General features: G+C 52.4%; 9 protein-coding genes. 4 read left to right on the forward strand and 5 right to left on the reverse strand.

Annotated features, from left to right (window positions below):
* From ABJ99_RS07060 to ABJ99_RS26725, 3 genes are all read left to right on the forward strand, one after another.
* Nucleotides 1-584 (forward strand): Hachiman antiphage defense system protein HamA (locus ABJ99_RS07060; RefSeq protein ID WP_122234984.1); only part of this gene is annotated, 584 nt, incomplete at its 5' end.
* Nucleotides 577-3,207: a DEAD/DEAH box helicase gene (locus ABJ99_RS07065; protein WP_054085217.1), complete on the forward strand. Its 2,631-nt coding sequence runs from the start codon at nt 577-579 to the stop codon at nt 3,205-3,207. The genes ABJ99_RS07060 and ABJ99_RS07065, both read left to right, overlap by 8 nt.
* A 284-nt stretch (nt 3,208-3,491) precedes the next feature.
* Nucleotides 3,492-4,457, forward strand: a complete 966-nt coding sequence (locus ABJ99_RS26725; RefSeq protein ID WP_080378059.1) for a hypothetical protein — start codon at nt 3,492-3,494, stop codon at nt 4,455-4,457.
* Nucleotides 4,458-4,808: 351 nt separating this feature from the next.
* Here ABJ99_RS26725 and ABJ99_RS07075 read toward each other — a convergent pair whose 3' ends face one another.
* Nucleotides 4,809-6,518, reverse strand: coding sequence for an ATP-dependent nuclease (locus tag ABJ99_RS07075; protein WP_054085218.1), 1,710 nt, complete (start codon nt 6,516-6,518; stop codon nt 4,809-4,811).
* Between the two features lie 903 nt (nt 6,519-7,421).
* Here ABJ99_RS07075 and ABJ99_RS07085 point away from each other — a divergent pair.
* Nucleotides 7,422-9,581: a YecA family protein gene (locus ABJ99_RS07085; protein WP_054085220.1), complete on the forward strand. Its 2,160-nt coding sequence runs from the start codon at nt 7,422-7,424 to the stop codon at nt 9,579-9,581.
* A gap of 118 nt (nt 9,582-9,699) precedes the next feature.
* Here ABJ99_RS07085 and ABJ99_RS07090 read toward each other — a convergent pair whose 3' ends face one another.
* From ABJ99_RS07090 to ABJ99_RS29030, 4 genes are all read right to left on the reverse strand, one after another.
* The gene (locus ABJ99_RS07090; protein WP_230080989.1) at nt 9,700-11,082 is read right to left on the reverse strand and encodes a hypothetical protein; all 1,383 of its coding nucleotides are present in this window, start codon (nt 11,080-11,082) and stop codon (nt 9,700-9,702) included.
* Nucleotides 11,083-11,394: 312 nt separating this feature from the next.
* A complete protein-coding gene (locus ABJ99_RS29020) occupies nt 11,395-12,618 on the reverse strand; it encodes a hypothetical protein (RefSeq protein ID WP_230080990.1) in 1,224 nt (407 codons plus the stop codon).
* 32 nt (nt 12,619-12,650) lie between these two features.
* Entirely contained in the window at nt 12,651-13,595 is a 945-nt protein-coding gene (locus ABJ99_RS29025) for a tetratricopeptide repeat protein (protein WP_230080991.1), read from the reverse strand.
* Nucleotides 13,596-13,854: 259 nt separating this feature from the next.
* The gene (locus ABJ99_RS29030; protein WP_230080992.1) at nt 13,855-15,360 is read right to left on the reverse strand and encodes a DUF4365 domain-containing protein; all 1,506 of its coding nucleotides are present in this window, start codon (nt 15,358-15,360) and stop codon (nt 13,855-13,857) included.
* Nucleotides 15,361-15,619 lie beyond the last annotated feature (259 nt).

Genomic DNA, 15,619 nt, shown 5'->3' on the forward strand with positions numbered 1-15,619 from the left:
CAACTACCTTGAAAAACGCCGCTTCAGTGAAGGATGGCCTCCTTCACATCTTTTTTCTTGAGTCAAAATTGGCTGGTACTGCCGCGAGCGGCACTGCTGATTACGCGGAGTCGATTGCGGGTTTTGGAAGCAACAAAAAGCAATACCTGCAAGAGTATGGGCTGGCGCGCGATTTGGGGAATCTGGACGCATTGCCTCAAGCAGATAAGGATCGTCTGATGGAGTACCTGGATGTCTTCAATTCCCCTAACGCACCCAAGCGTGAGCGGTCAGTCGGTGTCATCTGTTACTCGGAGTCCCAGCACTTCGCGAACAAATTGCCGGTAGATGATGGTGCCTTGGATAAGCACGAGGTGCACTTTGGAAATCTGTACGCTAACGACCACAAACGGCACCACAAGAATGTAAGTAATCAGCTGGAAAAGCATGGCGTCGATGCGAACAAATGCATGCTCTATCTGGTAGCTGTACCCGATGTCGATGAGCTAAGAGAATTGTTCTATGACTCCTTGGGGATCTTGCCGGCGCAGTCCGATACGGCGTTAACTGTCCCATCGCCTGGGGAGGATGTGAGCGATGAGTAGTTTTGCATCAGCACTGTCTGCCCGCATGATCAGGAACGTCGATTTTAAAAAGGCGCTAGGCGCTCTACAGTCCGCTGGAGCAGCCAATACGCTGCCAAGTAATATCGCAAGATCTCAAGCTGACCCTGATATCGAGGCTTTGGGTAAGCTGCTTTACTGTGCCTCAGTATTCGCACAGTCACCTGTAGAAGGCCATGTAGCGTTAGCCCAGGCTATCGCTTTCAATGCGATGCTGGTTAGCAAAGAATCCAGCGTTTTGGAGCGATGCTCATCAGTCTTGACCGAACTCGGAAATTTCCCGGGCCTCAAATATGCTGAGCTTAACTTCAAGTCAAAGCTAACCAGCCTAGCAGGTATGATTCAACGCCATGTGGTTGAGCATCTCAATACAATCAATGTGCATGGAGAAAATATAGCCCTCACAGACTACCAAAAAGGGGTATGGGACTCTTTGGAGGGGGGCTCTTCGCTGGCGATATCTGCCCCTACCTCCGCTGGCAAATCGTTTTTGGTAATTGAGCATCTATGCCGCCGTGCTGTTTCGACCAGCGGCTTCACGTTCGTCTACATTGCTCCGACTCGCGCACTGCTATCTGAAGTCCATATGAAGATCAAGGCCCGTTTGGCGAGTGACCCTGAAATCCGTGTGACGGATATCCCGACTTTCGAGCAGATGTCCAAACAGATTTTTGTGCTGACCCAAGAGCGGTTCCAGGTTCTTCTCTCTACCACTTCTGCGAGGATTGATCTTGTGGTAGTGGATGAAGCCCAGAATCTTTCTGATGGGGCCCGAGGGATGATCCTCCAAGACTGCATAGAGCAGTGTGTTGAGCGCTACAGGCGCGCACATGTCGTGATGCTCGCGCCAGGTGCGGAAGGCTTCAAGGAAGCGCTCGAAAGCCTTGGGTTACCCGAGATCCGAGAAATAGCCACGACAGTCTCCCCCGTCCTCCAAAACAGAATCGTTGTGACTAAGGGTGCAAGCACGAGCGAGCTGAATTTCAAACTACTCTCCCCAAACGGCACAGCATCGATTGGCTCGCTTACATGTGACGTGGGAATGTCTACGCGTGAGAGTCGTTTAGCTGCGGTCGCGCTTCAACTCGGTCACAACGGAGGGTCTTTGGTATATGCCAAAACTCCTACCGAAGCCGCGTCGTTAGCTAGCTCGATTGCGATGGGCGTAACTGACCCTGACTCCCTTGGGAAGAATGATGATCTGGTTGCATTTATCAAGGCGCACATTCACCCTAAATACCATCTCATTCGGATGGTTGAGAAGGGTGTAGCTTTCCATTACGGACAGATGCCCGCATTGCTTCGTGAGGCAATTGAAAACGCTTTCCGACTAGGTTCGATAAAATTCTTGGTTTGCACTACCACTTTGTTTCAGGGTATCAACCTGCCTGCACGCAATGTTTTCATCGATACACCTGCCCGTGGCAGAGGTGATAAACAGCTTCTCGAACCAGCCCTTCTGTGGAATTTCGCTGGACGGGCGGGGCGTATGGGTAAAGACATAGTCGGGAATGTATTTTTGGTGGATTACGATTCGTGGAGTGACCATCCCATGGATAGGTTTACAAAATTCACCATAAAATCCGCCCTAGGCGAGGTAATTACTAATAACGCGCATGACGTCCTAAAATTTTTAAGAGAGGATGTTTTCTCCGCGAAGCCTCGTGACGAGGGTCGTAAAAACGCTGTTGCATCTGCTGGGATGCTAATATCCAAAGCAAGACAGGGTAGCGTGCAGAGTTTTCTCGAACGAGTGGCGCCAGAGTTAGATATTCTGGACTCTCGTTTGCTTTGCAACGCATCTAAAGCCGCTTCAGAACGTTTGGAGTTACCGCTCAATGTTCTCAATGCCAATTGGACTTTAGATCTGTTTGCTTTGAACGGACTTATGATTTTTTTGAAGGGATCTTTGGCCGATGGTAGCATCGAGCAGATGATTCCACGTCACCCCGCTGATCTGGGCAGTAAATCATTCAAGTATTATCGAGATATTTTCAACGTAATTTTCAAATACATTAAAGGTTTTGAAGGGAATTTAGGCGGTTACGTCTCAAGAATCGCGATTCGATGGATGGAGGGAAAGCCTTATCCAGTAATATTAAAGTTTGAGATTGAGGCCAAAGAGGTAGGGATTCAGAAAAAGCGTGACATTGAAAGTATGAATGTTCGTACCGTCAAAGGTTACAGGGCCAAAAGCATCAAACCACTCAATCCAAGCAAGGTGATCAAAGATACATTCGATACTATCGAGGACGTAATTCGCTTCCAGTTGGTGCAGATGGGCAAAGCCTATATTGATATTTTGGCCCACATTATGACTGAAAATGGACTGAGCCACAGGGTGCCGGAGATTTTTGATTTCGCGCTTGCGTTGGAATTGGGAGTCAATACCGTCACAGCGCGTGCTTTCCTTGAGCTTGGCCTATCTCGTATCGCGGCGGCAGAGCTGCAGCGCATAGTGCCCAATAGCGAACTCGATAGTGCCGCAGCCCGGCAGATCATTCTGGAATTTGACGGTACGGCCCACACTTTGAGCCAGGTGATCATCGACGAGATAGCGAAGGTGCGTGCGGCGCTACTCAGTAGTTCCGTGACAGCAGATTAAGGTGGACGGGCGATAGCCAGAGGGGGCGCGGCTCTGTAACTTCGCCTTCACCGGCAGCGATTGATGGATCTCGCACTGCGTTCGGCGAGGCTACTCTGCATCATATGCTAAGCTTTGAACGCAGAGTTCTGCTTACGTCAATCGAGTGACGACTCCCCGACCCGCTGGCCTCCTGGGGGTACACGTGCGACGATCGCACCGCCTCCAGGGAGCAAGCCATCTGGATTCTGGGCGAGATAGTACTTGAAGGTAGGGGCAACGCTGAACTCAACCTCGGTGATGAGATGAAAGACCGCGTATTTTACTCTTGGCAATCCGACAGCCCCGGCAACACCAATAGAAACTTCATTTTGCAGGCGCTGGAAATAGCGATCGCAGACATACACAAAGACCAGACGACCGACGTTGAACCGGTCATCGATCGGGACACCCTTGGTCTGGCTGGGTCACCAGACATTAGCCACTCCATTTTCGAAAAGATTGATGCCGCCTCAGTGTTCGTGTGCGATGTCTCGATCATCGACCTCTCGACAGCCAGGTCAACACCGAATCCAAATGTGCTGGTTGAGCTAGGCTACGCGATCAAGGCCTTAGGCTGGAACCGCATCATTATGGTGATGAACATCGCGTACGGCGGGCCCGACAAGCTTCCCTTCGACCTGAGATCCAAACGAGCGCTGACGTACACTATCGAGGCTGACGCAGATGAGAAGGCTCCCGTGAGGAAAGGCTTGACGAAAACGTTTGTGGCGGCTTTGCAACTGATTTTCGAATCCCATGGGTCTCGTAAGACAGCCCAAGCAAGCGTTGAGGCAGCCGGCACTGAATCCCCACCACGCTCGACCGATGCTGCGCTTTTCGAGCGATTCAAAACCGAGCTCCCCTCCAAAGGAAGCATCAGCTTTATTGATGAACATAACATGGCTGGGTTCTTATGGCGCCTCTCTAACCTCGACCAGTTAAGCCGTTTTTACCATGAGTGGGATGACGTCGAGCACGAGTTCATCGATGCCGAAATGGAAAAGATGCGCTCTCAGCTACATGGATTGGTTGGCGACTATCTGGGCCAGATCGCTGTCAATACGTTCCCTGCCTATAATCCGGACTTCCAAACCGTCCCTCCGGAATGGGAAGAGACAAAGCCTGAGCACTTTTTTTCAGTAGTCAATCGGTTGCACGCAACTGCAGGAGAGATTGTCAAATTGCACAATGATCTCTTCCGACTTGGCAAGATGAAATTCGATCGCTGAGCATCCAGACAGGTACGCTCCAACTGCCAGACGCTTAGCAGAATCGGTCTGAAGCCACCACAATGTGATGCGGTGGCTTAACCAAAACTGCGATGCGCGTTTCCATATGAGGACGGGTCAGGAATCTACGTTGGCATCTGCCAAGCGGCTGTTGCTTGAAAAGCTCGCACTCGCTTTATCGAATGCCCAGCTGTAAACCGTCGTGTATGGCAAGCTAGAGTGACGATCTAGGGAAAATTTGTCGAGTAAGGACGGGTTACATGATAAGCGAGACTGACGTACACACCCGTCCCAATAGATCTCCGGCGAATTTCCGTAATTGGTAGTTCTGTCTCAATGCACTGAATTAGCTCATGCTAGAAGTTCCAGTGCGGGTGCTTGTTTCGGGGTGGCTCGTGAGTAGAGCTTTTTGTAAGCCTTCTCTATTCGTTCGTCTAATGCCTCAAGCAAGCTGTCAAACTTCGGAGGATGACTGTCAAAGTAAGGGTTGTTGCGCATGTAGTCGAGCATAGTGTTCATAAATTGTTTCTTGTGACTGTCCTCTACCTCAACGGAGATGATTGTCTTCGCCGCATCATAGTCTATTTCCAGCCAGCTAGGGTGTTCTGCTTTGACTTGATAAATCCAGTCGTCTGGAAATACGCTTTCAATTGCACCTCCAGGAACATATGTGTAATCTCTATCGGGGAGAAAGCCACCCCTAGTTCCTAGATATCCCTTCAGCTCCTTAGTAGCTTTAAGACCCGCATCGTCGCAGTCAAAGAGGGATACTGCAACCACTTCCTTTCGTATGAATTCGTAGTTAGCTCTTAAGAAACCAACCAGATTACTGCAACCTCCAAAACTGGTTACCCGCAAATCACAACTCTGCATGAAAAGCTTGCGTTCATGCTTGTGATTATAGCTTTCCATGGCGGCTTTTAGATACTCAACGTCTGTCTCGCCTTCTACGAATATATTTACTTCGGAAAGGCTGAAGTAATCTGAAAACTTAACGCCCAGCGCGCCTCTGATATCAGACGTTGCATCGTGGATAGTTTTATACGTTGTGATCGTGGTACTGTTTGCCTCAGGGCTGAATGTTATGCCTGCAATATTTAGTGGATCATTTGGTAAAAAGCTCAGGCTATGTGTGGTTTTGACTACGGTTGAGGATTTGCCCAGTCGTCCCAATACCCGAGATGCCTTGTTTGCTAAGGCAGGGTGCATATAGGTTTCAGGTTCTTCGATCAGCCACACGATATGATTATCTGACTGTTGCTTTGTAACCCATTCTAGCGCTGAAAAAAGTACAGTTGACTGGACTCCCATTCCTTTAGAGTAGATTGAGGTCTTAGATCTGTCGTCTACTTCTAAATCAAGCGTGGCTATAAGGTTTTCCAGTGCATCCTCAGGATAGTCTAACGTGACGTTAACGTTTTCTACCCCTGACTGAAGGAGAGTGTCATTGATGCTGGAGCTCAAGGATTTTATACTGTTTTTTATCACTTCATGATATGGGCTAATAGCCTTGGCTATTTCTTTCTTAACAAGCGGCATTACGAAATCTGAATATATTTTTTCTACGGATTTTTCAGATGGGATTCTGTAACATTTAAAATAACTTAGTACTTTGTCTATGACATGGCGTTGTAGGTCTGAGTACTCCAGACGTCTTTTTAAGTTTTGTTTGACGCCTGGAAAGATTTGGTATACTGGTACTGGTCTGAAGACTAGGTTTAATGAAAAGCTGGTCGCGATATCATCTTGTTTTTCTTCATCCAAAAGCTTTTTCATTTTTATCAAGGCTTTGTGAATGTCGTTATCGAATGGGTCTGATAAGTCAAGTGAAAAGAAGCAGGTCAAACTTGTCTGAACACCGTCGTGGCCAAATGGGAGATCAGCTTCAGCAGAATATCCAACTTGATCAGTTCTGGCCGTGAAAAAATAGTACAGGGCCAGTAGTGTGTTAGATTTTCCGCTATTGTTCGGGCCTACAATCGTCATCCCATCTTGGAGGTTGATTGTTTGATCGCCGGTGATTGTGCGAAAGTTCTTAATTCTAAAACTTTTGATTTTCATAGGTGCTCCATCACTTTTCCCGATAATGGCACAGTGCCTGGTTTGCTGTCACCAGCGAGCTATGAGCAATCGGCTGTCCGGCACCTCTTGGTCAATGTCGATCACTTCCCCTCTGATCGTTTGCCTACTTGGCTTTTTCAAGTGGGGAGCGCTTTCATGGCCGTTGGGATTGTTCTCTTTTAGGGTCTGAATACATACCTTGAGGGGTTATGGGCAATTTTCGTCCACGCGCTGTGATCGTGGGGAGGTGGTTTTGGCAAGGGAATACGAATGGAGGCCATCGTTTTTTGGCCGTCTGCTCACGGGCCGCCGCCGCGGTCGTTGCGCTTGATAAACGTGCGTTTCGAATTGGACGTGAAGGATGAGAGGGTCGAGATCGATCTCGAAAGAGGTGATCACATCAGTGCTCGCCGAGGTATTCTCTGGGGTCGCCTGTCCTTCCTGGATGGGATGTTGAGGGGCCTACCCAAAACATCTGTGGCGAGGCTCAACGAAGAAATTGCAGGCGTGATGAGTTTTCACCAGCGCCTTGTAGCGGAGAGGCTGGTGGAGGCCGAGCGACGCAGGCTCGTGCGAGTCGAACTCTTCAGGTCTGCGTATGCACTCGTCACGACGTGGTTGGCCGTGGCAGACCGCCTGTTGAATGATTCGATAGGCGAAGGTTTAGCGTGTAGGCTGAATAATTGTGTTTACCTAAAATTTTGGTCAAATGTTCTGAGGGGCGCTCACGGTCAAAAATCAGGTGTGTGAGCTCCTGAATAGGCCTTCAAAATCTAGCTACCCTCAGGCAGACCTAAGCTGGGAGTGCCCGCCAATCGGCTGAATAGCTAGCCTTCAGGGAATAGGCGCTTCGGAGCTCAGAACTACCAGGAGTTTCCTCGCAACCCCCGGCGGAGTACCAAGATGCGTGCTGCAAATCGAAGTGAAGCTGAAGTCATTGAAGAGCTTGTCGAACTGACAGCCCAGTCTGGTTACGTTCATGCGATTGCCGGGATCTGCTACCGAGACAATATGGTGTCCTTTCAGGGGGAGCATGAAGCTTCCGATCTCAGCCATATGTACGATCCTACTCGTCTTAATCGGAACGAAACTACCATGCTGTTGGGGCTGATGATGAGGCAGCACCTTGATTTGACCGAGCCTGACAACGCAACGCTCTTGAGTTATGTAACGCTTACTGATGGCCTGATGGAGGAGCTTCATCAGTCAATGAGTGGAGCGGCCATGGGGGAAATGATCAGCCACGTCGGCAACGCAGAAGGCATGGACGATTTCTGGCAGGGTGAAATGATGAAGGAGCCAATTTTCTATGGCGCCGAGTCCGCTTACAGCTTCCAGTACCGAGATTTCTTTGTGGAGAAGCATGCTGTCGATGACGACTGGCTTATCCGAGTGAAAGGTTTTTCCAGCGGGCAAGCGTGTCGGATCGCGAGAGCTATGTGTGATTTGATGGACTCCAGAGCGACGAAGGACACTCGGTCGAGTTTCGACTTGAAGGCAGGAGAAATACCACTAGAGTCGGTGGTGAGTTTTTATGAATTTACTGCGGCAGAGGTTGCTCAGCGTGCCAGTCAGGATCTCGCAGTGGTTGAGGCATTCTTCGACGTTTTTTCGTTTAGCGGCAACAATGCCGGCTTCAAAGAGGTGGGTGACTTCAACCAGGTGAATGCGACTCCGCTGCTTCCGACTGGAAGGGGCTCAGTACTGCTGTTTTCTCACTACGCAATTTATGAGGCGCTGTACGAGTCGCCTTTTTTCTGGATGAACCAAGACAAGGCTTACAAGCAGCAGGCGTCCGACAACCGTGGCGCGTTCACTGAGCGATTCTCTTACCGTCGTTTAGTTGCGGTGTTCGGTGCGGCAAATGTCCACACCAACGTCAATTTGTACGAGGGGAAAAGGATCGTTGCTGAGGCTGATGTACTGGTTGTTTTCGGCGACCGGGTGATCATCGTCCAAGCCAAGTCTAAAAAGCTGACGTTGGCCGCCCGCAAGGGCAGCGATGGACAAATCAAGGCCGACTTTGCAGCTGCGATTCAGAAAGCCTACGACCAGGGGGCCGAATGTGCGACGGCGATTCTTTCAGGTAAGTGCCGGCTTGAAAATGATCGGGGCCAGACGGTCGATTTACCGGAAAACATCAGAGAAATCTATCCGCTCTGCGTGGTGTCGGATCACTACCCTGCGCTCGCCTTCCAGGCTAGTCAGTATCTGAAGTATTCGGCTGATGCGATCATCCGCCCTCCCTTTGTTATGGACATATTCTTTCTCGATGTCCTCGCTGAGATGCTGGACACGCCGTTGCGTTTCCTCAGCTACGTCCGCATGCGCATCGATGCGATCGAGAAGTTAATGATCAGTCATGAACTCGTCGCGCTTGCATATCACCTTCATTCCAATCTGTGGCTTCAAGACGAATTCAGCATGTTGATGTTGGATGATTCGATCGCAGCTGACCTTGATGTCGCCATGACCGTGAGGCGTGAAGGACTTGCAGGAAAGCGGGTTCCGGAGGGACTGTTGACAAAAATGAATGGATCCTACTACGAGCGTCTGATCGAGCAGATCGAGCGCCGTCCAGTCCCGTCAACAATGGAGCTGGGATTCACTCTTTTGTCGATGGGGGAAGACACGTGCAGCGCCATTCATAAAGCCATAGATAGTCTTATCAAGCAGACGAAGCTTGATGGGAAGCGGCATGACTTCACTGCTGGTATGACGGGCGCAGGGAGCGGGATCTGTGTGCATTGCAATCCTGAGCCTAGCGAAGACGCCATTAAAGTCCTAGAAGTGCAGTGCGCCAAGCGAAAGTACGTTCAGCGAACTGCAAGTTGGTTTGGCGTGTCGGTTGGTTTGGAGGGGGAACTCCAATTCGGCGTAACGCTTGAGTTTCCTTGGGAGCGCTCACTAGCGATGGATGCCCTAACCCAAGGAATGAAGCCTCCTTCATCAGTAGCTCAAGGAATGAAAGCCATGGAGCGCGCGTTGATCCCGAGGAAATACGGGCGCAACGAACTCTGTCCCTGCGGAAGCGGTGTTAAGTACAAAAACTGCTGTCTCTAGACTGCGCGTAGAGTCGTCATGCTGAGGTCTGAATGCAGATCAACGTGGGCAGCCTCGAATCATCAGAACGGCCCGCCCTGTGTACAGCAATGCCCTGGGGCGGGCTACGGAGCGGCATTTACATTGGTTTTTGCCACTCAGAGGTCGCGTGACGGTACCGGGGGTTTTGAACCTTCGGACTGCCGAATTTTTCTTTGTCGATAACGAACGATTTGGCCATGAGGTCTCGAACACCACCGAGGCGCTCCATAGACGTCAGCTCTGCCGTGATGTCCTTCACGACGGTCGTGAACGCCTTGGTCGACTGCGACTTCATGAACTCAGGGGTGGACAGAGCAAACTCGCGATCCGGTAAGCCCGGAATGCCGGCCCATCCAGTCATGGTGTTAACCGCTTTGATCAGGAAGCTTCCTTGGATGCCTTGGGCAGAGGGCACGCCGTATTTGCGTTTCAGGTCGCCGCAAATCTTGTCAACATCGCCTATCAATTTGGTCACCAACCTGTTGCCGTCACCGATACCCTTTTCATCGAACGCGACCCGTATTTCCTTCAGAGTCTGTCGGATGGTGACGAAATGGTCTTCGTTGCGAATCTGCTTGGCAGCCATGATCGCGTTCGGCACGCTGCCGGAGACCTGGGTCATCCAGGCTGAGAAAAGCGGCAGGTCGAGAGCGACAGTCTGCGCACCCCCGTGAGATTTGATTTCAGCGATGCTCGTCTGTGTTTTGCTGGAGAGGTTGGCCAGGAGGCGAGCCGTGAAGTCGTGACCGAAGAAGCCGCTTTTTTTCAGCCAGTGCAACTGATAGGCATGGCGTATCGGATGAATAAACGAGTCGGCCTTAAGGTGCTTAGCTGCCATGGAATAGTAGATGGACTTGTAGGCCAGCCAGTTCAGGGAAGCGATGAACATCTCCAGCTGCTTTGTGGCGCCGCCGAAATCTTCGGGCTTCTTCCTGGCGAAGTCTTGCTCGGTGAAGACGTGGCCATCGGAGCCTACGAGTTTCACTTCTTGCGACCAGCGTCCACGTGTGTCGCCCACATCTGCCAATTCGGCAAAGATTGCAGCGCTCAAGGCGCTGTACTTGCCGTAGGCATCAGTGGCTTGGTGCCCGAGCATTCTCATGGTCAGGTAGTACACGCTGGAAGATTTATCCCAGGTGCAGACCATGTTCATTTTCAGCTGCTCCAGGAGACCTGCGAAGTCCTCATCGACGAACTTACCTCCGCGAATCTCGGGGCGGATCAGCGCGGCTTCCCGTTGTGCAACCTCGTCGACCGTCTGCAGTTCGAACTGGGTTGGGTCAACGAAGCGCAGGTACGGGAACTGCTTTTTCCGCGCTTCCCGGTGCTGAGGCTTGTAGTTGTCGATGCACAACAGGTCATCGTAGAAAAGAATGCCCTGGAGGAAATTCTCTACAGCGCACAGGTCTCCATTGATCGTGTCGGTGTTTTGTACCGTGACAGCTCCAGTGGCACAGCTGGACAGCTGTGAGGGTGGCATTGTCTATAAGTGCGTAGGTCATGAGCTCGTTGCCCTGTCGTGTTGTGGTTACGATGATAACCACTCCTGGCCAGAAACTGAGCAGGCCGAAAAGCATCGGTGGCCGTTTCTATCACAAGGTTGATTAGCGCCAACTAGCGGATGTTGAACGGGGGGGCTCGTCGGCCCGTCATGCGGATGATTTCGCTCCGGCGGTCAAGAGAGCGCTTCGAGAAGCGCGTGAGGGTATCTGCTCCAACCCTAACTGCGACGCGTCCAGCGTCGACCATACTTAGGCCACATAGCGCTGCGTCCAGCGCCTGCGGCCCGCACTCATCGCCCGAATTTGGGGCTTTGCGCCGCTATTCGTGCTGTGGTGTAAGCGTTGGCGAACTCTGACTGGTCAATCGTGCCCTCCGTTAGGCTCTCATTGAGCTCGGTGAAGATTCGCAACCCTTCGCCAGCCGCTACAGATTCCAACTGAGCACATTTCGAACCTAGCAACCGGATGGAAACCTTCTCAAGACGCTCGTCCATTTGGTCTCCATGGTGAGACTCGACCAACAGCCTGTAAACCGCCCAGAGTCGTTTGGCACAAGCCTTCGGCAAATGACCCATGAGTGCGGCGGTGATGATCAAAAGGACTATGGTCTCAAGGGCCTGATCAGGGGCATCATTTTTCATAGCTGCTTTGACATGCCAGTGTCGCATCAGCGCAGCTAGTCCAGTCTCAGGAAGCTGAGCCTGCTCCACTAGTGCATGCAACGCCGATGCTGCATGCCCCAGCGATTTTTCAAAGGGCACTCGATAATCCCAGAGCGCCGAGATCACTGAAATGAGCCTAGGTTCAGCGTCGAGGATTTCTACGGCTTGACGTACGGTTCGTGCAGTATAGGCAGCCGGGGGGAGCAGCCGGACAATTTCGGATAGCTGTACGATTACCCCGACCCGCCATTCGCACAGCTGCGCAATTTTGCCGGCTTTTTCAATAGGGGAGAGCTGCCCAACCTCTGTCATTGCGGTCAGGACATCAAGCGTGCAGAAACCGTCGACCTCGGAACCTGCAGCACAAAATATCCGCAGCGATTCGTCATCAGAATAGAGCCGGTACCGTTCCGGCTCTTTGCCAAGTATCTCCACGATTTCACTGTTGCTGCGCCCAATGACTCTGGCGGGCGATGCCTCGCTTGCCACCTCTGGAGGGGAGGGCTGAAGGATCGAGGCGAGATGGGGTTTCAAAGCGTTCTGTAGCTCCAAGCATTTGCTTCGCTTTGGGCTTCCAAACACGGGGTTCGTGAACTCGGCAAGCTCCTCCATCGTGGCCTTGGCCACCGCAATTTGACCGAAGAAAGTGATGACGGCGTCGATCAGCCCCAAGTCGTTAAGGACTAACAGTGCTGTCCAATCCAGCAAAGGCACTCGCTTGCGCAGGTCATCGGCACCGGTCGGCTGCCAACCTGTATCGTTGACCATTGCCAAGTGATACTGGCGATCATCCCGGCTGGACGCCTTGGCAATTTCCCACAGGTGCACGATATCGCAAACGTAAGACAGCACCAGTCGTGGGCGCCACGAGAAAGGAACGGTATTCAATCCCTGCTGTAGGGAGCGCTCTGCCGCTTCTGGAAGGCCTCTCTGTCGGGCGTCATTCCAGTCAGTGCTTTCAGGCTTTCCACCAACTCCGTGCCAGAGGCGCCCTCTCGGATTTCGCCTCTCCAGAGCATCCGGGAATTCGGGAAATTCCTGAAGAATGCATCAGCGCGTGTGCGGAACTGCTCTCTATCCCTGGCAAGGTCGATGTCACTGCGTCCACCCAGAGTGCCGCTCAGGTGCATCATCAAGTAGGTGCCTTCCTGGCTCTCTACACTCTGATCCACCAGTTCGCCCGCTCGCAGGGCCAGCTCCAGTAGCCGTTCGCTCGTTGGGTCGGAAAACTGAATGAGAAAGAACAGTAACTTAATGAACTCCAATTGTTCCCCTTTGGATCTCGCAGTTTCGAGCGCTCTTTCCGCTGCCTCCACGGCGTCATCGACGTAGCCGCAACGCGTGGCAATCGTCGCATAGGTGTTCAGTGCCAGTGGATCGTCAGATCCTGTGGCTACAATTTTCAACAACCGGTCGCGGGCCTTTTCCGTTTCGCCTAGGTGATCAAGTGCCAATGCCTCGAAGGCTCCCATTCGATCGCCAGGCTCAACGCGAACTCGATTGCTTTGACACAGCTCTACGATGCCTTGCCAATCTCTCAAGGTCACCAAGGCCAACCCAAGCCGCGCAGCCACCGCAGGCGAGAAGACATAGTGCTCAGTGATCCTTTCGGAGAGTCGAACACACGCCTGCGCGCTCTGCGGGTCGGTAGGGTCAAGCTCGTGGATGAGGGTGAGTGCAATACTGACGGGCCGATCCAGTTCTTCATACCTGGCCTGCAGCGTCCTCAACGCCTCATCCTTGGCCAACCTGCTCATCTCCAACTGGAGATAAAATTGTGCGAGGGCGGCTTCGGGGGCTAGAGCAGGATCTGCTTCGAGCAGCCCCATCCACTAGTTCACGAGGCCGGTCTGAACTGATTTGTGCGCCGAAATAGACGCTGCGGTGACAGCCGCCCCAAACAGGGGGTGGCTGCGATCCACGTCACCGACGTATGCGCCAAAGCCTTGATAGCACGCCCGAAATTTACGGGTTTCATAGAGCAGAAGCGTGCCCCAGAACTGCTTGTCAGGTGAGTGGGGCAACTGATCATTTGCCGACAATGCGAGGGTGAAGTCCGCCAATTGACCCGCAATGCCCCGCAAGACCTCATGGATATGGGGTAAGTCCGGGCGCTTCTGCGCTGCATCCTTCAGGTCTGCAAGTATCGACTCTGCTTTGCCAAGGGCCGACGCTGTGGCCCCCCCAGATGTCGACGAGCTGCTCTATGTTGGAGCCCCAGCCAGATGCCTTTATGGACAGGACAGCATCGTTAATCGCAACCCAAGCTTCCTCAAGCTTTTGAAGGTCTACACCTGGAAGACCTGCGGGTGGGATAGATTCACGTCGCGGCGTAGTGGCGGTGGCCACTGCGAGGGAAAATTTGGCTCGGGCCCTAAGCAACAGCAACAGTTCACGAATGTCATCGGACGCGTCACAGGCTTCAAGGCCCGCCTCGCAGTCCGTCAGGGCATTTGCCGGTTCTTCAGACAGCCAATGTGCAAACGCTCTGGCGAAAGAGCGTTGAGGTTCCGCAAGCAAATTCGCCTGCTCAACGGCCAACTCGTAATGCCCTTGCACGGCATGCAGCCGGGAGCGAATGGCAATGATGGTTGGATCTTCACCCTCCAGTAAATCATGTAGCTCTGCAAGTGAGTCGCTATCGTTCTCGAATCGGATGCGGATCTCCGCTTCCACCTGGGCTGCTCGGAACTTGGGGAGCGGCGTTACCTCATACGCGTTCTGGTAGGAAGAGACTGCCGCTCTGTTATCTCCCGTTTGAACCTGCCAGTTGCCACGTAGGCGCCAATATTCTGCGAGCTCAAGGGTGGCCGACCCTTCGAGTTTTGGCTCTGCCTCATCGAGCTGGATCTTCGCTCGATCCAGCGCGGTGACCTGTAGATCTGCCTTGGCCTGAGTCAAGTTCCAGGCAAGCGTGCCGCGAGCTGGGTTGACCCAGTAGTCTTCCGTTGGGCCTGCCAAGGCGTTCATCAGTGCGGAGCCTCGTGCAGCCAAGCCTTTTACCACGCCCTGAACCAGGGTTAAGCGGTCATCTGCTTGCATCCCTGGGTGTGTTTGCTCTGCGCGCTCACTCAGGATATGCCCCATGCGAGACAGTTCGTTCTGGTGGCGAATGTCCTCCGAGAGATCCGTAGCTATTGTTAGTACGTTCTTTGTGGGCGCACGAAGGGTGACGGATTTGCGTTCAGCGGACAGATCGTCGACCGAGATGCGATTCAGCTCATCCCTGAGCCAAACATAGTAAAGGGGGCAGTCGACAGGATCTTCGTTCACCGATAGGTCGCAGATCACCAGAAGTACCGGTTCTACGGCTCGGGCGTAATAGCGGACAGTGGTGGCTTTCAGAGACACCGAAATGTATTCGCCATCCGCCGTCAGGTTCGGAGAGCGGGTGCCCTTAAGCTGGATACGGAAAATATCCGTCGCTTGTTGATTCGGCGTGGTCTGCACTTGGAAGTCATAGCCATAGTCGTCAGTCCCTTCCAGGCTTTGCACTCGCCAATTCTTGGGATGTCGAGCCATCAGGCAACGTGTTGCATCGGCATTGATGTCGTGCTGATCACCCGTCCCAGGTAGAGGCCCGTCAACTGGCATGGTGCTTCCTCGGTATTATCAAAAATGGGTGCTGGAGGCTTGAACGGCGTTTTGATGCAGCACTATTTGTCCTGAGTATACCGGGCGTCAAACCGGGTTTGGGATCAGACTATGGGATCAATATCTCTGTAACTGGGGCTGCGAGTCAGGTTGGGTGCATCCCCCATGTTGTATGAGACCGCCCAAGTTTTTCCGGACAGCGGCCCATCCACAACGCTCGGTAATGGCTTCCTGATGCCAGTCCGGTTACGCTGATGCA

The sequence above is a fragment of the Pseudomonas syringae pv. cilantro genome (assembly GCF_001293775.1).
Lineage (GTDB): Bacteria > Pseudomonadota > Gammaproteobacteria > Pseudomonadales > Pseudomonadaceae > Aquipseudomonas > Aquipseudomonas syringae_P.

Coding starts and splice junctions, on each gene's coding strand:
- ABJ99_RS29025 (WP_230080991.1), bottom strand. CDS start 13,595: ATGGGGCTGCTCGAAGCAGATCCTGCTCTAGCCCCCGAAGCCGCCCTC.
- ABJ99_RS07075 (WP_054085218.1), bottom strand. CDS start 6,518: ATGAAAATCAAAAGTTTTAGAATTAAGAACTTTCGCACAATCACCGGC.
- ABJ99_RS29030 (WP_230080992.1), bottom strand. CDS start 15,360: ATGCCAGTTGACGGGCCTCTACCTGGGACGGGTGATCAGCACGACATC.
- ABJ99_RS26725 (WP_080378059.1), top strand. CDS start 3,492: ATGAAAGACCGCGTATTTTACTCTTGGCAATCCGACAGCCCCGGCAAC.
- ABJ99_RS07090 (WP_230080989.1), bottom strand. CDS start 11,082: ATGCCACCCTCACAGCTGTCCAGCTGTGCCACTGGAGCTGTCACGGTA.
- ABJ99_RS07065 (WP_054085217.1), top strand. CDS start 577: ATGAGTAGTTTTGCATCAGCACTGTCTGCCCGCATGATCAGGAACGTC.
- ABJ99_RS07085 (WP_054085220.1), top strand. CDS start 7,422: ATGCGTGCTGCAAATCGAAGTGAAGCTGAAGTCATTGAAGAGCTTGTC.